The 19,485-nt window shown below is 32.7% G+C and carries 19 protein-coding genes, 1 riboswitch and 1 other annotated feature; all 19 genes read right to left on the reverse strand.

Annotated elements, in window-relative coordinates:
- Nucleotides 1-47 precede the first annotated feature (47 nt).
- A complete protein-coding gene (yihA, locus tag JQN76_RS12105; protein WP_000867697.1) occupies nucleotides 48-638 on the reverse strand; it encodes a ribosome biogenesis GTP-binding protein YihA/YsxC in 591 nt (196 codons plus the stop codon).
- Nucleotides 639-791: 153 nt separating this feature from the next.
- Nucleotides 792-2,054, reverse strand: coding sequence for an ATP-dependent Clp protease ATP-binding subunit ClpX (gene clpX, locus JQN76_RS12110; RefSeq protein ID WP_000472293.1), 1,263 nt, complete (start codon nucleotides 2,052-2,054; stop codon nucleotides 792-794).
- A gap of 150 nt (nucleotides 2,055-2,204) precedes the next feature.
- Nucleotides 2,205-3,506 carry a trigger factor gene (gene tig, locus JQN76_RS12115; RefSeq protein WP_000127574.1) on the reverse strand — a complete coding sequence of 434 codons (1,302 nt, stop codon included), beginning with the start codon at nucleotides 3,504-3,506 and terminating at the stop codon, nucleotides 2,205-2,207.
- 47 nt (nucleotides 3,507-3,553) lie between these two features.
- The gene (locus tag JQN76_RS12120; RefSeq protein WP_001790560.1) at nucleotides 3,554-3,664 is read right to left on the reverse strand and encodes a hypothetical protein; all 111 of its coding nucleotides are present in this window, start codon (nucleotides 3,662-3,664) and stop codon (nucleotides 3,554-3,556) included.
- A 4-nt stretch (nucleotides 3,665-3,668) separates the two neighbouring features.
- Nucleotides 3,669-4,598 (reverse strand): hypothetical protein, encoded by a 930-nt coding sequence (locus JQN76_RS12125; RefSeq protein ID WP_001280020.1) that lies wholly within the window; start codon nucleotides 4,596-4,598, stop codon nucleotides 3,669-3,671.
- 18 nt (nucleotides 4,599-4,616) lie between these two features.
- Nucleotides 4,617-5,225, reverse strand: coding sequence for an NUDIX domain-containing protein (locus JQN76_RS12130; RefSeq protein WP_000032657.1), 609 nt, complete (start codon nucleotides 5,223-5,225; stop codon nucleotides 4,617-4,619).
- A 104-nt stretch (nucleotides 5,226-5,329) separates the two neighbouring features.
- A complete protein-coding gene (gene rplT / locus JQN76_RS12135) occupies nucleotides 5,330-5,686 on the reverse strand; it encodes a 50S ribosomal protein L20 (RefSeq protein ID WP_001138360.1) in 357 nt (118 codons plus the stop codon).
- 46 nt (nucleotides 5,687-5,732) lie between these two features.
- Complete coding sequence (gene rpmI / locus JQN76_RS12140; protein ID WP_001125540.1) at nucleotides 5,733-5,933, reverse strand: 50S ribosomal protein L35; 201 nt, start codon at nucleotides 5,931-5,933, stop codon at nucleotides 5,733-5,735.
- A gap of 28 nt (nucleotides 5,934-5,961) precedes the next feature.
- On the reverse strand, nucleotides 5,962-6,489 hold the full coding sequence (gene infC, locus JQN76_RS12145; protein ID WP_001791162.1) for a translation initiation factor IF-3: 528 nt from the start codon (nucleotides 6,487-6,489) through the stop codon (nucleotides 5,962-5,964).
- Nucleotides 6,490-6,517: 28 nt separating this feature from the next.
- Nucleotides 6,518-6,643 (reverse strand) — a sequence feature (ribosomal protein L20 leader region).
- Nucleotides 6,644-6,717: 74 nt separating this feature from the next.
- Nucleotides 6,718-8,211 (reverse strand): amino acid permease, encoded by a 1,494-nt coding sequence (locus JQN76_RS12150; protein WP_000049145.1) that lies wholly within the window; start codon nucleotides 8,209-8,211, stop codon nucleotides 6,718-6,720.
- A gap of 144 nt (nucleotides 8,212-8,355) precedes the next feature.
- Nucleotides 8,356-8,531: riboswitch (Lysine riboswitch) on the reverse strand.
- Between the two features lie 105 nt (nucleotides 8,532-8,636).
- Nucleotides 8,637-10,574, reverse strand: a complete 1,938-nt coding sequence (gene thrS / locus JQN76_RS12155) for a threonine--tRNA ligase (RefSeq protein WP_000435134.1) — start codon at nucleotides 10,572-10,574, stop codon at nucleotides 8,637-8,639.
- A gap of 197 nt (nucleotides 10,575-10,771) precedes the next feature.
- Complete coding sequence (locus JQN76_RS12160) at nucleotides 10,772-10,894, reverse strand: hypothetical protein (RefSeq protein ID WP_001790562.1); 123 nt, start codon at nucleotides 10,892-10,894, stop codon at nucleotides 10,772-10,774.
- A 92-nt stretch (nucleotides 10,895-10,986) separates the two neighbouring features.
- Nucleotides 10,987-11,907, reverse strand: coding sequence for a primosomal protein DnaI (gene dnaI / locus JQN76_RS12165; protein WP_000808621.1), 921 nt, complete (start codon nucleotides 11,905-11,907; stop codon nucleotides 10,987-10,989).
- Complete coding sequence (locus JQN76_RS12170; protein ID WP_000533493.1) at nucleotides 11,907-13,307, reverse strand: replicative helicase loading/DNA remodeling protein DnaB; 1,401 nt, start codon at nucleotides 13,305-13,307, stop codon at nucleotides 11,907-11,909. Before JQN76_RS12170 ends, dnaI begins: the two co-directional genes overlap by 1 nt.
- Nucleotides 13,308-13,778: a transcriptional regulator NrdR gene (nrdR, locus tag JQN76_RS12175; protein ID WP_000650082.1), complete on the reverse strand. Its 471-nt coding sequence runs from the start codon at nucleotides 13,776-13,778 to the stop codon at nucleotides 13,308-13,310.
- A 210-nt stretch (nucleotides 13,779-13,988) separates the two neighbouring features.
- Entirely contained in the window at nucleotides 13,989-15,014 is a 1,026-nt protein-coding gene (gap, locus tag JQN76_RS12180; RefSeq protein ID WP_000106141.1) for a type I glyceraldehyde-3-phosphate dehydrogenase, read from the reverse strand.
- A 169-nt stretch (nucleotides 15,015-15,183) separates the two neighbouring features.
- Nucleotides 15,184-15,807, reverse strand: a complete 624-nt coding sequence (coaE, locus tag JQN76_RS12185; RefSeq protein ID WP_001127167.1) for a dephospho-CoA kinase — start codon at nucleotides 15,805-15,807, stop codon at nucleotides 15,184-15,186.
- 15 nt (nucleotides 15,808-15,822) lie between these two features.
- Complete coding sequence (gene mutM, locus JQN76_RS12190; protein ID WP_001836902.1) at nucleotides 15,823-16,695, reverse strand: bifunctional DNA-formamidopyrimidine glycosylase/DNA-(apurinic or apyrimidinic site) lyase; 873 nt, start codon at nucleotides 16,693-16,695, stop codon at nucleotides 15,823-15,825.
- Nucleotides 16,696-16,710: 15 nt separating this feature from the next.
- Nucleotides 16,711-19,341, reverse strand: coding sequence for a DNA polymerase I (gene polA / locus JQN76_RS12195; protein WP_001038308.1), 2,631 nt, complete (start codon nucleotides 19,339-19,341; stop codon nucleotides 16,711-16,713).
- Nucleotides 19,342-19,485 lie beyond the last annotated feature (144 nt).

Raw genomic sequence — 19,485 nt, forward strand, 5'->3', positions numbered from 1 at the left:
GCTTACATTATTTTTAAAATTTTTGTATAAGTTTTGTCGTACAAAAACTATGAAATATACGGTTCAATTAAATTCCATATTTGTTGTTGTTTATTATTTTGAATTGATGAATAACTTACAATTGTATCGTCTGGGTCCATATCTAATTGTGTCTTAATATTTTTAATATGCTTTTGAACTTTACCTTTTGGAATTTTGTCTTCTTTAGTGCATATAACTAAAGTAGGAATATCAAAATGTTTCAAATAATTGTACATTAAGATATCATCTTGTGTTGGATCATGTCTTAAATCAACTAATTGAATAACTAATTGCAAATTCTCTCTCTTAGTTATATATTCCTCAATCATTTTCCCAAATTTTTCACGTTGTGTTTTACTTACTTTAGCATATCCATACCCTGGAACATCCACAAAAATAAGTTGTTCATCTATATTATAAAAATTTAACGTTTGCGTTTTGCCGGGTTGCTGTGATGTACGTGCCATATTTTTTCTGCCAATCATACTATTGATAAATGTAGACTTACCTACATTAGATCGACCGCTCAGTGCAACTTCAGACAATTCTGTTTCTGGATATTGTTCTTCTTTTACTGCACTAATGATTAATTCTATATTATTAGGATTAACTTTCATTTTATATCCTCACTTTTTTATATTCTCTTTCAACTCTACCATTATATAATATTTGAACCTTTCGGTATACATTATAAAAAAGCTCCGATCAAAGTTAAACTATTTGAGCGTCAACTTTGATTGGAGCTTTTCACTTTTATAACACATCAATGATTAAGCTGATGTTTTACTATTATTAATTAAATTGCCTTCTGCGTCGTATAGTTCTGGTTCAGTTTCTTCATTAATTGTTTGTGCTGTAATAACTACCTTCGTTACATTTTCGTTAGAAGGCACATCAAACATAATATCGATTAACGATTCTTCTATGATTGAACGTAAACCACGCGCACCTGTTTTTCTTTCAATTGCTTTTTCACTAATTGCTGATAAAGCTTCTTCAGTGAACTCTAAATCCACATCATCTAATTCCAGCATTTTAGTATATTGTTTCACAAGTGCATTTTTAGGTTGCGTTAAGATGTTTTTCAACGCAGTTACATCTAATGTTTCTAAATTAGCTACAATTGGCACACGTCCGATAAATTCAGGAATCAAACCATAGGCTTGCAAATCTTCTGGGCGAATTTGTGCTAATAATGCTTGTTCGTCATATTTATCAGCTTCATTGCTTGAGAAACCAATAACTTTTTCACCAAGACGGCGCTTAATCACTTCTTCAATACCATCAAAGGCACCACCAAGAATAAATAAGATATTTGTTGTATCAATTTGAATCATTTCTTGGTTTGGATGTTTGCGTCCACCTTGTGGCGGAACACTTGCAGTCGTACCTTCTAAGATTTTAAGCAATGCTTGTTGAACACCTTCACCTGAAACGTCACGTGTTATAGATGTGTTTTCAGATTTACGTGCAATTTTATCAATTTCATCTACATAAATAATACCTTTTTCGGCTTTATCAATGTCAAAGTCAGCTGCTTGAATTAATCTCAACAAGATATTTTCAACATCATCGCCTACATAACCAGCTTCAGTTAAACTTGTCGCATCTGCAATTGCAAATGGTACATTCAACGTCTTGGCTAATGTTTGAGCTAATAATGTTTTACCACTACCTGTTGGCCCAATTAATGCAATGTTACTTTTTTGTAATTCAACATCATCTTCTTTTGGTCCTAATTGTTGAATACGCTTATAGTGGTTATAAACAGCTACAGCTAAAGATTTTTTAGCTTTTTCTTGACCAATAACATATTCGTTTAAATGATCCATAATTTCTTTAGGAGTAGGTAATTCTGTAATCGCTTCAGAAGTGTTTTGAGCTAATTCTTCTTCGACGATTTCTGAGCATAATTCAATACACTCATTACAAATATATACACCACTTCCTGCTACAAGTTTTTTTACTTGATCTTGGTCTTTTCCGCAGAAAGAGCATTTCAAATTTTCTTCATCTTCATTGAATTTAAACATTCTTTTTACACCCCTATTCGTTAAAGACTATACTAGATTGGATATTACAATGCAACATATTAACATACAAACTTTTTGCTTAAAGAATAGTAGCAGATACATAAGCTATGCATCTGCTACTCATTTTTGTAATTTAATATTTAATGAAGATTAATCTTCTTTAGTTCCTTCAACGAACTTTGCGTTACCTCTTAATAAATCGATAACTTTTTGGATACGAACATCATTTTTAATGATATCAGTATTACCTAAAGTATTTTTGATATCTTCAACTGAGATATTAAATTGTTTACTCATTTTTTCTAATTCTTTATCGATATCTTCATCAGTAGCTTCGATTTTTTCAGCTTCAGCGATCGCAGTTAAAGTTAAGTTAGTTTTAACACGTTGTTCTGCATCGTCTTTCATTTGCTCTCTTAATTGAGTTTCATCTTGACCTGAGATTTGGAAGTACGTTTGTAAATCTAAACCTTGTTGTTGAATTCTTTGTGCAAATTCAGACACCATACGATCTAATTCAGTATTAACCATTGCTTCAGGAATATCGATTGTTGTATTATCAGTAGCTTTTGTAATCGCTTCTTCTTTTTCAACATTTTCAGCATCTGTAGCTTTTTGTTCAGCTAAACGTTTACGTAAGTTTTCTTTGTACTCGTCTACTGTATTTGCTTCTGCATCTAATTCATTAGCAATTTCATCTGTTAATTCTGGAACTTCTTTAAATTTAATTTCGTTAACTTTTGTTTTGAAAGTTGCTTCTTTACCAGCTAATTCTTCAGCATGGTATTCTTCTGGGAATGTTACGACAACATCTTTTTCTTCGTCAACTTTCATACCTTCTAATTGCTCTTCGAAACCAGGTATGAATGAACCTGAACCGATTTCTAAATCGTAACCTTCAGCTTGTCCACCTTCGAATTCTTCTCCGTCAACTGAACCACTAAAGTCGATGTTAACTGTGTCGCCATTTTCAACAACACCATCTTCTTTAACGACCATTTCAGCTAAATGTCCTAAGCTGTGGTCAATCGCTTCTTGTAACTCATCATCAGATAATTCAGTTTCTTGTTTTTCAATTTCAAGACCTTTATAGTCTCCTAATTTAACTTCTGGCTCAACTGTAACTGTTGCTTCAAAAATGAAATCTTTACCTTTTTCAATTTGAGTAACACTTACTTCTGGTTGTGCAACTGGTTTAATATCAGTTTCGTCAATTGCTTCACCATAAGCATCTGGTAATAAAATGTCGATAGCATCTTGATATAATGCTTCTACACCAAAGCGTTGTTCAAAAATTGGACGTGGCACTTTACCTTTACGGAATCCAGGTACGTTAATTTGTTTAACCACTTTTTTGAATGCTTGATCTAACGCTTTGTTTACTTTTTCTGCAGGAACAGTAACAGTTAATAAACCTTCGTTACCTTCCTTTTTTTCCCAAGTTGCTGTCATGTATATATACCTCCATGATTAACTAATTTATTTTTTCAACTTCCCTATTATATCATAGGTCTATTCCCTATACAAACATTGAAATCACAACGTTTATATATTTGTAAATCAACTTTTTTCGTCAAAACTATATTAAAATGCTGAGTATTATTTTGCAACAATTTAACTATTATTATTCAAATCTAATTGCTGAATAAAATTAAATGCATCGATACTTTGTAATTCACATTTAAGTCCTAACATATTTTTGAAATAACATTCGTATGCATTAATCCATTTATTCGTTTCAAACAAAGTTTCAATATCAATTGGATAAATCATGATAGAGTGATTATTCATAATATGGTGTGCTTCTTCAGCGATATGTAAAGCACCATCATTTAATGTTTCCATAACGTTAGGTATAACTTTTTCTTTCAGTGTTGTATGTTCTAGCCCTTTTAAATTAGCTGGTACAAAAGTTACATCCATACCATACTTTTCAATTGTCAGTTCTTGTGTACAATTTGCGAACCTTAAATACTCAATCATTAAACTAATGAGGTTATAACTGTACGTATTAGATTTTAATATATATAATACCGTTTCTTGAAATTGAAAATGACCATTGTCTATTAACTTCAAAATCAAGTGCGTCTGTTCCCTCATTGATAACGTATCAAAATCAGTTAATGACTGAGTCAATCGTTTTTCATCTTCAATTAATTTTGACTTAGCAAATTCTTTAAGAGGATGTAATGCCATTCTTGTTTTGTGATCTTTGACTTCATCAATAATTTGATGAATTACTTCTACCGCTTCAAAATATTGTCCCAAACCAATCAAACTTTTCACGTAATAAATCATCAATGCATCATATTGTTGTATGCCAGTTTTCAATAAGACAATTGTTTCTTCTCTTAATTCAAGAAATGACCCCGTCTCATATAACATACGGCATTTCATCATTGCTATTTCTTCAGTGAGTTCAAATTGACGTTCATATTGCACAATATATTCATACATCAGGTCATAGTTTTGGTCTTGTTCAGCACGTTTTATATCTTTATATAACTTTTTCGAAGAGTTAGGAAACTGAATAATATCTGACATATATGTCACCTCGTTTGATTATAAATCTTGAAGGATTAATGCGCTCCACGTTTCGAAATCATCATATGACTCTATGTTGCCTTTTTCAACCCATTTTATTCGTAAAGTATCTGTTTCTTTAGCTTCTACATCATTCGTACTTACAGTGATTTTAAATACAACACCAATATGTACCTTGCCCACTTCATTATTATCGTCATTAATAAAACCGATATATTCCATATTTTGTGAATCTTGCTCACTTAAACCTACTTCTTCTTCTAATTCTCTCTGTGCATTAACTCTCAATACTTCGTTAATAGATTCTGCTCCTGGAACATCATTCATATGACCGCCTACACCTATTGAAGATTGTCCATGCAATCGAGCTTCTCCACCGCCAGATAATCGTTCATACACTAATATCTCGCCATGCTCATTTTCAAGTAAACAATAAGAAATGAGTTGTTTATATGATGGATCCTCTTCCATATCACCGCGTCGCTTAACTTCATATTGACTTAGCGCATCAAAAATATTTTGACCTTCTGGTTTATTCTTATTTAAAAACCCATTGAAAGTATTCTTTTCATTATTAAAAATAATTTCTCTAGGTACTACAATGATTTGTTCATCAAATTTAGACATCGTATAAAACTCCTCACTTTAATGTTTGTTCTCTTAAATGCATTTTAGCAAATATGTCATATTTTAGCGATTAAATGTGGCATTTTGCTTTTTTATAAGTGTTATTATTTTAAAGCATCTTTAGCTTTAGTTACTAATTGAGCAAATGCTTTTTCGTCAGAAATTGCGATTTCTGATAACATTTTACGGTTAATGTCGATACCAGCTTTTTTCAAACCGTTCATTAAACGTGAGTAGCTCATTTCATGTTGACGAGCTGCTGCGTTGATACGTGTAATCCATAATTTACGGAAGTCACGTTTACGTTGACGACGGTCACGGAAAGCGTATTGACCTGATTTCATTACTTGTTGCTTAGCTACTTTGTATAATGTATGTTTTGAACCGAAGTAACCTTTAGCTAATTTAATCGTTTTTTTACGACGCGCTCTTGTTACTGTTCCACCTTTAACTCGTGGCATAAAAAATTCCTCCTTAGGTAATTCCTACCGATTTCTGTATTTGTTCTTATTTTTTGTATGCTAATAATTGTTTTACACGTTTCATATCGCTCTTAGACACTAATCTAGCTTTACGTAATTGACGTTTTTGTTTAGTGCTCTTGTTTGCGAATAAGTGAGATGTGAAAGCTCTTGAACGTTTTAATTGACCTGAAGCAGTTCTTTTAACACGTTTAGCTGCTCCGCGGTGAGTTTTCATTTTTGGCATAATATAAGTCCTCCTGTAATAGCTTTAATTATTTTTCAGCTGTTGGCGCTAACATGATAAACATTTGACGCCCGTCCATTTTAGGTTTTTGTTCAACTGTTGCTATATCTTTGCATTCATCTGCATATTTTTCTAGCACACGTTGACCAATTTCCTTATGCGTAATGGCACGCCCTCTGAAACGAATAGATACTTTACATTTATCGCCTTTAGTTAAGAATTTACGTCCGTTTTTCAACTTAGTTTGGAAATCATGTTCCTCAATTGTTGGACTTAAACGAATTTCTTTAACATTGATGATTTTTTGTTTCTTTTTCATTTCTTTTTCTTTTTTCTGTTGTTCGAATTTGAATTTACCGTAATCCATAATTCTTGCAACTGGTGGTTTCGCATTCGGTGCAACGACCACTAAGTCTAAATCTACACGTTCAGCCATTTCTAAAGCTTCACGCTTTGATTTAACACCAATTTGTTCACCATCTTGACCGATTAAACGTAATTCTTTTGCACGAATTTTGTCATTGATTTGAGTTTGATCTTTTGCTATGGTTGACACCTCCAAAATTTTTACGAAATTTGCACCAAGCAAAAAGGAAGAGCAGGTATAAAATACCCGCTCTTCCTTATACACAGTTATGTGTAATGTGATTAACCTGCCAACTGCTTTATGCGTCGCTACAGGTGAGAAGCGGGTGCTTCTACTTGGTTCGTTTCGTATTCAACGTTGTTAATCATATCAACAATTCACATTTAAGTCAACACTATAACTGTAATTATTTTTATTTTAACCTTTTATTTCATCCATTGACACGTCTTGACGTAAATCTACTTGTTCTAATGGGATTTTTTTCGTTTTATATCGAAGCTTATGATAAATAAAGAATGCTAAAAATACTGGAATTCCCATATACGTAATTAAGAAGCGACTAAAATTAAAATCTCCTGTTTTAATAAAGTCAACATCTTGACCAATAATTACTACAATACATAAAAAGCCAGCAAATAATGGTCCGAATGGGAATAATTTAGCAGTATATTTTAATTTAGATTTGTCATAATTTTGTTTATCAAATGCTCTTCTAAATCGATAATGACTTACTGCTATACCTACCCAAGCAATAAAACCAGTTAAACCACTTGCTGCAACGATATATTCGTATGCACCTTTTGTAAGGCTTTGTAATACGAAAATAATCACTACAATGATTGCTGTAACGAGTAACGACATATATGGCACACCGTTTTTATTTGTTTTACCAAATGCTTCAAACGCTAATTTATCTTTACTCATTGAATATAGCATTCGGGTTGAAGCATACATACCTGAGTTACCTGCTGATAACACAGACGTTAAAATGACTGCATTCATAAATGATGCTGCAAACGCAAATCCAGCATTTTTAAACACTAATGTGAATGGAGACGTTGCTACATTATCACTACCACCCATTAATGCACTACTATCATAAGGAATTAACATACCGATAACAAAAATGGCTAAAATGTAAAATAATAAAATTCTCCAGAATACTTGTTTAATTGCTTTCGGCACAGCACGTTCAGGATTTTCTGATTCACCAGCCGTAATACCAATTAACTCAGTACCTTGGAATGAGAAACCAGCGATTAAGAATACACCTAGAATTGATAACAAACTTCCTCCTAAGTTGCCACCAAGAATAGGACCTTCACCTTTATTAAATATTTCAAATCCTACAACATGACCACCCATGATTCCTACAATCGTTAATAAACCAATTGCAATGAAAACAATAACTGTAATCACTTTTATCAATGCCAACCAGTATTCACTTTCACCATAGACGCGAACTGATAACGAATTCAGACTAAAAATTATAACTAAAAACAACGCACTCCATGCCCAAGCGGGTATGCCTTGCAATGGTGTCCAATATTGAATGACTTGTGCTGCAATCGTAATATCTGCTGCTACAGTTACTACCCAGTTAAACCAATAGTTCCAACCAAGCGCAAACCCTAAAGATGGATCAACAAATCTTGTAGCATATGTACTAAATGAACCTGATACTGGTAAATACGTAGCCATTTCACCAAGTGACGTCATTAAGAAAAATACCATTATTCCGATAATTGCGTATCCTATTAATGCACCCAAAGCACCTGCATCATGAATTGCTCCACCAGAAGTTACAAATAAACCTGTACCAATACAACCCCCAATCGCAATCATAGAAATATGACGATCTTTAAGTCCCCTTTTGACAACATTGTTACTTTCATTTTGAACTTTTGACATATAAGCTCCCTTTCCATGTTTTAGAGGCCAAGAAATAAATAACCTTTATTCACTTTCATACCCTTTTTTACAGAACATAGTGATATTAAAAGTAAAAAAGTGGCTACATACCTTTAAGATATGCAACCACTTTGGCAATTATCTATATAAGGTAGCACATCACATTCTGTGACAGTACAGTTCCTATTCGAAAACTGTCCCAATAGATATAATTTATGGTTTATATCTATTTCGGCATCTTTACCTTTCACTTGTTCAACTTATGTACCATAAATACTTCTGACAAGTTACTAATTAAACATGCAACCTCTAACTCAATTTAATATTTTAACTAACTTGTAATATACAGGATTCATCACGCATAATCAACCCTGTAAAACTTGATACGCAATAAAAGTTTTAAAGCATTTTATTGCGACAACTGTCTATCTATATTTTTTCAAACGAATTTCATCAACTAGATTCCAGATAAATTCATCTTTTTCAACTGTTTCTTGGTCTTGCGATCCATATTGACGCACATTCACTTGATTATTTTCAACTTCCTTATCCCCAACTACGATTTGATAAGGTATTTTTTGCATTTGAGCTTCTCTAATTTTATAACCCATTTTTTCATTACGGTCATCAATACTTACACGAACGCCTTGAGATTTCAATTCATCTTGTAATTGGCGCGCATAATCATAATGTAAATCAACGTTAACTGGAATGATTTGAACTTGTTTTGGCGCTAACCAAGTTGGGAATGCACCTTTAGTTTCTTCAGTTAAAAATGCTACAAATCGTTCCATTGTTGATACAACACCACGATGAATAACAACTGGACGATGATGTTCACCATCTTGACCAATATAAGTTAAATCAAAACGTTCTGGTAATAAGAAATCAAGTTGTGCTGTTGATAATGTCTCTTCTTTACCCATCGCTGTTTTAACTTGAACATCTAGTTTCGGACCATAGAATGCCGCTTCACCAATCGCTTCTTCGTACGATAAGCCAAGCTCATCCGCTGCCTCTTTAAGCATATTTTCAGCTTTATTCCACATGTCATCATCATCAAAGTACTTTTCTTTATCTTCAGGGTCTCTATAACTTAATCTAAAGCTATAATCCTCGAAACCAAAGTCTTTATATACATCAATAATCATGTTTACAACACGTTTGAATTCTTCTTTAATTTGATCAGGTCGAACAAAGATATGTGAATCATTTAAAGTCATACCACGAACACGTTGTAATCCTGATACAGCACCACTTGCTTCATATCTATGCATCGTTCCTAGCTCAGCGATACGGATAGGTAATTCACGATATGAGTGTGGTTTATTCGCATAAATCATCATATGATGTGGACAGTTCATTGGACGTAATACCATAGATTCAGTTTCATCTAACTGCATTGGTGGGAACATATCTTCTTGATAGTGATCCCAGTGACCAGATGTTTTGTATAAATCAACATTAGCAAGTACTGGTGTATAAACGTGGTCATACCCCATGCTAACTTCTTTATCAACAATATAACGTTCAATTTCACGTCTAATTGTTGCACCGTTAGGTAACCATAATGGCAAACCAGCACCAACTAATTGGCTATTTGTGAATAATTCTAACTCTTTACCAATTTTACGATGATCACGTTCTTTACGCTCTTCTAACATTTGTAAATGTGCTTTTAATTCTTTTTTATCAAAGAAAGCAGTACCGTATATACGTTGTAACATTTTGTTGTTACTATCTCCACGCCAGTATGCACCTGCTGTAGATAATAGTTTAAACTCTTTAATTTTAGCTGTTGATGGAACGTGAACTCCACGACATAAATCAGTAAAATCACCTTGACTATATAATGTTACATTTTCATCTTCAGGAATCGCGTCGATTAATTCTAATTTGTATTCATCATTGCTGAATAACTCTTTCGCTTCATCTCGTGAAACCACTTTTCGTTCGATTTTCATATTTTCGTTAACGATTTGTTTCATTGTTTTTTCAATTTGTTCAAAGTCATCAGATGAGATGTTTTGGTCAATGTCGAAGTCATAGTAGAATCCACCTTCTATTACAGGACCTACACCAAATTTAACATTACCATATAACCTTTTAATCGCGTGTGCCATTAAATGTGCAGTAGAATGACGTAATACCTCTAACGCTTCTTCACTACCTGGTGTCACAATTTCAATTGATCCATCAGTTTCAAGCGGTTTAGTTAAATCTACAAGTTGCCCGTTAAATTTGCCGGCAACAGCTTTTTTACGTAATCCAGGACTAATTGATTGTGCTATATCTTCAGTAGTAGTACCTTTATCAAACGCCTTTTTATTACCATCTGGAAATTGAATATTAATTTGTTCCATGTTAAACCCTCCTATTTGCTTTATAAATACTTTTATCTGACCTCGTTAAAAAATTGAACAACAATCATCGTTTTAACATTAAACCTATTAACAATAAACAGGGAATTTATGACACCAACAAACATTTATGTCTGAAAAAAACAAAAAATCCCGCCCCTATACAAGGGACGAGATCGTCGTGGTACCACCCTAGTTATCTAATACAATTTATGTATTAAATATCTCTGCTTAAGATAACGGTCTTGATCCGGGTATTCATTACAAATACCATAAATGAAGTAGTAATCATCTAATTTATTAACCATATTCTCATCAAACAATGGCTTTCTGTGTAATATTGATTAGATCATCTTGTCTTCAATCATTTAAACGATTTAGATTTGTATTCATTATACACCAATCATTTTAAAATTCAATTGTTTCTGAAATTTTCTCCTGATAAAAAGTATGGTGTTGACAAAGATTTGACACGTTCAATAATACGTGCTGCTTTAGTCTTCTCTTCACCATCACGAGTCATCGCTAAATGATGTTCCAATTCACTATAGTCAAAATTAGAACTAAAGAATGTTGGTAATTCATGAACCATTCGATAATGTAGCAAAGGTCCAATTACCTCATCTCTCACCCATGGAGTCACTTCTTCAGCCCCAATATCATCAAGCATTAAAATGTTTGCTTCTCTTACGCGATGTAATTTCTTTTCAAAAGAACCATCTTTAAAGCCACCTTTTAATGTTCTAATAAATTCCGGTAAATAAATAATTGTCGAACGTACCTTCTTAGATTTGAGCTGATTCGCAATTGCACCTAGAATAAAAGATTTACCTGTCCCAAATGGACCATAAAGGTAAAGGCCTTTCACTTGTTCCCCATTAGTTATTGCTGTACAAATATCATCTGCTGCCATAGCTACATCAAGACGGTCTCGATGATTCATATAAATATCTTTCAATTTGGCATTTAAAGTATCTCGTTGCATATGATGAGATGTAATTAGCTCAGCTTCAAAGCGTTCTTCGTCGTACTTGATTTTACATGGGCATTGTAAATAGCGTATTTTAATTCGGTTATTATCAACATATAACTCAGGCACATGCCCCTTTACGAAATTTGGACAATCAGCAAATTTATGACCGTCATAATGTTTTTGTTGATCTTTATACTCTTGTAACACATTTAAGTCTTCATCAATCATAGCATTCGTTAATTCAGCTCGATGCGCTTCCAAAAATTGCTTAACATCTGGGTCATTGATTACTTCTTTTTTTATCTTTTCTATTCTTTTTTCAAAGTCCTGCGACGTGTTAATTATACTTTTAAATTGCTTCATTATTGACTGTCCTCCTCCCATTTTTTAGATAATTTATCTAGAAATGCTTGTCGATCTTGCTCTAATTGTTGATCATCTACGCTATTATCTTTAGCCGAATCTTCTTCACTAGGTTTATCTCTATTTTCTAACCATTTAGGTGTTTTTTCTTTTGAAATACGATTACGCTGCCCAAAGTATGAACCACGCTTTTGGTAATTTCCGCTAGAACCCTCATTTTTAGGTTGATTAACTTTTTTAGCGTAATTATATGCTTCTTTAGCTGTCTTAATACCTTTTTTCTTCCAATTTGATGCTATTTCTAAAATATACGCTTTAGGAAGTTTCATATCTTCTTTTAACATGACAAATTGCAACAAAATATTAATGACGCCAAAAGACATTTTTTCACGTTCAATTAATTCTTCAACCATTGTCTTTTGCGATATAGTTGGTTCTGATTCAGACCAAGAAGCTAACATATCAATTGGACTCGTTTGTTCAAGTAACTCAAACCATTCATCACTTTGTGGCTTTGGATTCACTTCTGAAGATTTACCCGTCGAAGATGATGTAGCAGGAGATTTCACCTGTAATTTAGGCATTTGATTTTCGTGTTCCATTAAGTAATACGAGCGTGCTTGTTTACGCATTTCTTCAAAGGATAACTGTTGTCCACTTGTAATTGAATTTAAAATAACATGCTTCATGCCATCTGCTGTTAAACCATATAAAGTCGCGAGTTGTGTAATTAAACGCTTTGCATCTTTGGTAACAATGTCTTGACTAATAAAATGTTTACCTAACATTTGTCTCAACATTTCAAAGTCAAAAGATTCATTTGATAAATCGATACCTTGGTACGGTTCATTAATCGGAATATCACTTGTATCGATATCTATTTTTGTAGACGGCACTTTAAAAACATCAGTAAATTGTCTTGTTACCTGTTTAAATTCACTCAAATCAATTTGTTGATACTCAAAGTATTTCTTCAACTCATGAAATCGACGATGCTCGACTTCACTATATAAAAAGATTGACAACATTGGATCATTAAAAAATAAATGTGCTGAAGGCGGTTGAATTAATTGGTAAACAAATTGTGTTTCTTGTTCATCATGTTTGACAAACGCCTTTAACAATCCAATCGCTTCAAGTAAGTCCATTTGTTGTCTAAACTCTAGTAAATTAATTTTAAGTTCATTCATAAAAATATAATGAGAAAGAATCAATGTTTCATTATGACTTTCTTTAACGAATTGAGTCATAAAATGATATAAACCCACTGCTTGCGTTCCAATTAGCGGTGTATACAGTCGATTCAATACCTCTAAATGATTCGTATTTAAATCAAAGTGTTGCATAACTTTGAATTGATCCTTTGGTCTTAAGCCGAATTCGAAGGCTTGTCGTCCCATTTAAGCATCACTCCGTTTGTTTTCGCTTAAAATCCCTTGCATCGATGCTAACAATTGATCAACATCTTTAAATTCTTTATAGACTGATGCAAATCTAACATATGAAACTTGATCAACATGCATTAACAAGTTCATAACGTGTTCACCTATATCTCGTGAAGACACTTCCGTATGACCTTCATCTCGTAATTGCCATTCAACCTTGTTTGTTATGTCTTCAAGTTGTTGATATCTAACTGGTCGTTTCTCACAAGAACGCACAAGTCCATTAAGTATTTTTTCTCTTGAAAACTGCTCTCTTGTGCCATCTTTTTTCACAACTATAAGCTGACTAACTTCGATATGTTCAAATGTAGTGAAACGTGTTCCACAATTTTCACATTCTCTTCGTCTTCGAATGGCATTTAATTCATCGGCATGCCTTGAATCTACAACTTTAGATTGTGTAGAATTACATTTCGGGCATTTCATTACATCACCCTCTTTATTTTGATTATGCCTAATTATACTATAAATCTAGAGATGAAAAAAGAATCCCTCAATTTAATTCATTTAACCAAATAATGAAACAATAAAAAACATTATATCGTTACTTATTAAGTAATTTGCATGACAATATTATTGTATTAAAAAATAAAAAACCTAACTCCGAAGTCAGAGTTAGGCTATAAATTAATTGTATTAACTTGCACTTACAGTTTCTTTTGATGTCAAAAGTGCTCCAATTTGCTCAGCAACATCTACAACTCTATTTGAATAACCCCATTCATTATCATACCAAGCAATAACTTTTACTTTATTCCCTGACATGACCATTGTTGATTTTGCATCAATAATAGCTGAATTTGGATTAGTATTAAAATCAACAGACACTAGTGGTTGATGTTCGACTTCTATGATACCTTCTAAACCTGCATTTTCAAAAGCTTGGTTTACTTCTTCTGCAGTTACTTCTTTTTCTAAATCAACAACTAAATCAACGAGCGATACATTCTTTGTTGGTACACGTAATGCCATGCCGTGTAATTTACCTTCTAATTCTGGTAATACTTCTTTTAAAGCTTTCGCCGCACCAGTAGAAGTAGGAATAATGCTTTCATTACATGAGCGTGCACGTCTTAAATCTTTATGTGGATTATCAATATTTTTTTGGTCATTTGTAATAGCGTGAACAGTAGTCATTAAACCATTAACTATTCCAAACTGATTATTTAAAACTTTTGCAACTGGACCAATGCAATTAGTAGTACATGAAGCATTACTAAAAATGTCAAATGCTTCTATATCTAATTGGTTATCATTTACGCCTTTAACTACCATTTGAACATGTCCACCTTTTGAAGGACCAGTTAACAAAACTTTTTTGGCACCTGCTTTAATATGTGCGATGGCTTTATCACCATGATTAAATTTACCAGTTGCATCTATAGCAATATCGATATCTAATTCTTTCCATGGCAAGTTTTCAGGATTACGATCAGCAACCAATTTAATTTTATGATCACCAACTTGCAATCCATTTTCAATCGGTTCAACTTTTAGATTATATTTTCCATGTGTTGTATCGTAATTGATTAAATGTGCAATTGTTTCGGGTGGATAACTAGCATTTATCGCTACTACATTTAAATTTTTATTTTGTAATGCAATACGTAATACCATTCTTCCAATTCTACCCATACCATTAATTGCAATATTCGTTGACATTAAAAGCACCCCTTGATTTTTATGTGTTATACTTTATGGAATTAGTATAGCATATTATACGAAATTTGAAAGCGTTTTCCGTTGATTTATTTATCTTTTTTATAAAAAATAGTCATTACTTACATACATCAACGCGTACGTAAAGTAATGACTTATTTATAGTGTAATATTAATCTTCTTCTCCGTAATTCGGCTTTTCAATATAACCTTCTTCTTCTAACAATCTCTCAAGGTTTTGTTTTAATTCAAGTTTATCCCCTAAATTATCGATAACATGATCGGCCATTCGGCTTTTTTTATCAATAGAAATTTGGCTATAGACACGTGCTTTCGCATCTTCTAATGACAAATTATTACGTTGCATTAAACGATCCATTTGTATACTTTCAGAAGTGTATACAACCCACACTTCGTCTACTGTATTTTCCAATTCATTTTCAAATAATAATGGAATATCCATGATTACATTATATCCTTGTTTTAAATATTCTTGCTTTTCTTCTTCCATAATATCTCGCACGATAGGATGTATGATAGCATTTAATTCTAAGCGTTTTTCTGGATGGTTAAACACTAAATCACCCATATAACGACGATTCATCTCACCATTTTCATCAATCGCTTCATCACCAAAGACTTCGCGTACTTGAGCTAATCCTTTACTCCCCTTTTTAACAGCTTCCCTGGCTGCTTTATCAGCATCTACTACTTTAAAACCGAATACGGATAAGAGTTCTGATACTGTTGATTTTCCTGAGGCGATTCCACCTGTTAGACCAATAACTTTCGGCATAATTTCACTCTTTCTTTATTTTTGACATACTGGACAATAATGACTATTTCTTGTCGCGATGATTTTTGTTTCAATTTGACTTCCACACACTTTGCATACCGGCTGCTTATATACATTAAGATGCAATTGCATCTCACCAGTTTTTCCATCAGCATGACGATAATCTGAAATACTTGTACCGCCATATTTAATACCTTCTTCTAGTACTTCTCTAACATAATAAAAAACCATTTCTTGTTGTTGGTGTGTTAAGTCTTTTACTTTTTTATCTGGTAAAACACCTGCACGAAACAACGCTTCACATGCGTAAATATTTCCACAACCTGCGATTACTTTATGATCCAAAATCACTTGTTTGATTGGTTTATTCTTATTAGACTGTTGATGAATTCGATTTAAATAATACGTCAATGCTTCATTTGAAAAAGGTTCAGGCGCTATTTCTAAAAATGAAGGATAAGATGCTACAGACGCAACATTTCTAATTTCTCCAAAACGACGTATATCTGAATAAATTAACTTTTTGTCATTTGACAACTCAAAAATAACATGCCAATGCTTACGATAATTAGGTATCATAATATCTTCAAGTTCATCTACAATGAAAAAACCACCCGCCATACCTAAATGACTAATTAATGTACGTTCTTCTCGTTTATTATCTAGCTGAAAAACGATATATTTACTTCTTCGTTCTACATTTGTAATGGTATAGCCTTCCGATAAAGTTTTAAAAGTATCTAATTCAATTCCTTTTATAATTGTTTCCTTGCCTTGAGCTTTACCTTCAATTACTTTATCCGAAAATTTAACGTGTTCAATTTTTTGATTTATAACGTAGGGTTCAATTCCTCTTTTTACATGTTCTACTTCTGGTAATTCGGGCATACCATTAACCTCACTTTATTTTGCATCATACCAAGTTGCACCATAACTTGAGTCTACTTTTAATGGAACATCTAATTGCAATGCATTTTCCATTATCTCTTCTACAAATTCACTAAATGAATCTACTTCTGACTTAGGTACTTCAAAAATTAATTCATCGTGTACTTGTAATAATAGTTTAGCTTGATATGTTGTCTCTTTCATTTTTTGTGCAAATTTAACCATTGCCAGTTTAATGATATCTGCAGCACTGCCTTGTATTGGCGTATTCATAGCAGTACGTTCAGCAAAGCCGCGTAAATTAAAGTTACGACTCGTAATATCAGGAATATAGCGTCGACGATGTAGCAATGTTTCCACATAACCTAAAGCTTTGGCATCTTTTACAATATCAGACATATATTGTTTTACACCTGGGAAACTAGCTAAATAATCATCAATGAATGCTTTTGCTTTTTTACGAGTAATACCTAAACTTTGACTTAAACCATAATCACTTATCCCATAAACAATTCCAAAGTTAACCGCTTTTGCTTGACGACGCATTAAACTATCGACTTGATCAGCTTCTACACCAAATACTTTCATAGCAGTTGCTGTATGAATATCATCGCCGTTGATAAATGCTTCTTTCATACTCTCATCTTGTGTAATGTGTGCTAATACACGCAATTCAATTTGAGAATAATCTGCTGATAATATAACGCTATCTTTTGAAGTTGGTTTAAAGGCTTTTCTTATTTTACGCCCTTCTTCAAGTCTAACCGGAATATTTTGTAAATTAGGATCTACACTTGATAAACGTCCAGTTTGCGCTAAAGTTTGGTTAAAACGTGTATGGATACGTTGATCATCACTAATTACCTTTTGCAATCCTTCAACATAAGTAGACTGTAACTTAGATAATTGACGATATTCTAAAATATAATCAATGATAGGATGTTCACCTTGCAATTGCTCTAAGACATCTACAGCAGTAGAATATCCTGTTTTCGTCTTTTTAATAACAGGTAATTGTAATGTCTCAAACAATACAACACCTAATTGCTTAGGAGAATTTATATTAAAATCTTCACCAGCTGCATCATGGATATTTCGAATCAAGACGTCTAATTTTTCTTGAATTTCTTTTTCCATTTCTTCTAAATCATGAACATCTGTAAATATACCAATTTCTTCCATTTCACTTAAAATCTTAGCTAGCGGTAGCTCTAAATCAGCCAAGAGTTCTACCTGATTGTATTCTTCTAATTGTTTATCCATATTTGGTTTCGCAAAGTAAATTGCATCAGTAATAGAAGCAACATATGGATTTAAAACATCATCTTCAGGTACCTTAAATTTCTTACCTTTTCCATATATACTCACATCGTCTTTCACAAAACTTTGACCGTACAATGAAACAACTGATTGAACATCACTAATCGTACGAGATGGATCAATTATATAACTGGCCAACATAATATCGAAAGAAATATTTTGAATATCAATCCCCAATCTATGTGATGCTACATATGTTTTTTTAGCATCATATACGACTTTTTTCGAATTCGGATTTTCTAACCATGAAACTAGTTCGACATAATTATTTATGTCATCCGCATTAATTACAATATGTTTCTCACCTGTAAATAAAGAGAATTTTAAAATATTATTTCGCAAATAGTTACCACCGTCTAATTCGAAATGGATGGCCGCTTCTTTCAATGAAGTAAAATCAATATTATCAAAAGACGTTTCAATTTCAAATGTCTTTTCTATTGCATCTTCAACGCTTGCTGATTGATCAATGTCAGCCAACAATTGTTTGAATTCTAACTTCTTAAACAATTCGATTTTTTCTTGTTGTTCATCTTGATGAGTCATTAACGTATCTTCAAGTTTTACTTCAATCGGACTATCTACATTAATCGTTGCTAATTCTTTACTCATTAATGCATCTTCTTTGCTATTTTGAAGTTTTTCTTTTAACTTTTTACCTGAAATTTCATCTAAATGTTCATAGACACCTTCTACTGTGTCAAATTGGTTTAGCAATTTTATTGCTGTTTTCTCTCCAACACCTGCAACACCTGGTATATTATCAGAAGTATCTCCCATTAATCCTTTCATATCAATAATTTGATTAGGTGTTAACCCGTTGTATTTTTCCGCAATAAAGTCAGGTGTATAATGATCAACATCAGTAACACCTTTTTTAGTGTAATAAATGGTTACATTATCCGTTGCAAGTTGTGTTAAATCTCGGTCTCCCGTAATAATAATTGTCTGAAAGCCCGCTTTATCTGCTTCTTTACTTAAAGTTCCGATAATATCATCTGCCTCATAGTTATCTAATTCATAACGTTTAATATGATAAGCATCTAATAATTGGCGAATATAAGGAAATTGCTCACTTAGTTCAGGCGGCGTTTTCTGGCGTCCACCTTTATATTCACTATATTTTTCATGTCTGAAAGTCGTTTTACCTGCATCAAACGCTACTAAAAAATGATTTGGCTTTTCTTCTTTTAAAATCTTCTCTAGTAACATTGCAAAACCATATACTGCATTGGTATGAATGCCTGCTTTGTTTGATAACAAAGGTAATGCATAAAAAGCTCTAAAACTTAAGCTATTACCATCGATTAATACTAATTTATTCACAATTTTAACCTCCAGAACTAATTTATATATATTTTAGCATATTCGACTGTGATGTCGTAATTAAAGAAACTATCTCATAGAGTATTTATACACGACCTAATTTCAAATAAAACAAGTGCCTATATAGACTTAGCTAAAAAATAA

Source organism: Staphylococcus sp. SM3655, assembly GCF_016917315.1.
GTDB lineage: Bacteria > Bacillota > Bacilli > Staphylococcales > Staphylococcaceae > Staphylococcus > Staphylococcus aureus.

Excerpts from the sequence above, each read along its gene's own strand:
- yihA (WP_000867697.1), bottom strand. The coding sequence starts at position 638 with ATGAAAGTTAATCCTAATAATATAGAATTAATCATTAGTGCAGTAAAA.
- clpX (WP_000472293.1), bottom strand. The coding sequence starts at position 2,054 with ATGTTTAAATTCAATGAAGATGAAGAAAATTTGAAATGCTCTTTCTGC.
- tig (WP_000127574.1), bottom strand. The coding sequence starts at position 3,506 with ATGACAGCAACTTGGGAAAAAAAGGAAGGTAACGAAGGTTTATTAACT.
- JQN76_RS12125 (WP_001280020.1), bottom strand. The coding sequence starts at position 4,598 with ATGTCAGATATTATTCAGTTTCCTAACTCTTCGAAAAAGTTATATAAA.
- JQN76_RS12130 (WP_000032657.1), bottom strand. The coding sequence starts at position 5,225 with ATGTCTAAATTTGATGAACAAATCATTGTAGTACCTAGAGAAATTATT.
- rplT (WP_001138360.1), bottom strand. The coding sequence starts at position 5,686 with ATGCCACGAGTTAAAGGTGGAACAGTAACAAGAGCGCGTCGTAAAAAA.
- rpmI (WP_001125540.1), bottom strand. The coding sequence starts at position 5,933 with ATGCCAAAAATGAAAACTCACCGCGGAGCAGCTAAACGTGTTAAAAGA.
- JQN76_RS12150 (WP_000049145.1), bottom strand. The coding sequence starts at position 8,211 with ATGTCAAAAGTTCAAAATGAAAGTAACAATGTTGTCAAAAGGGGACTT.
- thrS (WP_000435134.1), bottom strand. The coding sequence starts at position 10,574 with ATGGAACAAATTAATATTCAATTTCCAGATGGTAATAAAAAGGCGTTT.
- dnaI (WP_000808621.1), bottom strand. The coding sequence starts at position 11,907 with ATGAAGCAATTTAAAAGTATAATTAACACGTCGCAGGACTTTGAAAAA.
- JQN76_RS12170 (WP_000533493.1), bottom strand. The coding sequence starts at position 13,307 with ATGGGACGACAAGCCTTCGAATTCGGCTTAAGACCAAAGGATCAATTC.
- nrdR (WP_000650082.1), bottom strand. The coding sequence starts at position 13,778 with ATGAAATGCCCGAAATGTAATTCTACACAATCTAAAGTTGTAGATTCA.
- gap (WP_000106141.1), bottom strand. The coding sequence starts at position 15,014 with ATGTCAACGAATATTGCAATTAATGGTATGGGTAGAATTGGAAGAATG.
- coaE (WP_001127167.1), bottom strand. The coding sequence starts at position 15,807 with ATGCCGAAAGTTATTGGTCTAACAGGTGGAATCGCCTCAGGAAAATCA.
- mutM (WP_001836902.1), bottom strand. The coding sequence starts at position 16,695 with ATGCCCGAATTACCAGAAGTAGAACATGTAAAAAGAGGAATTGAACCC.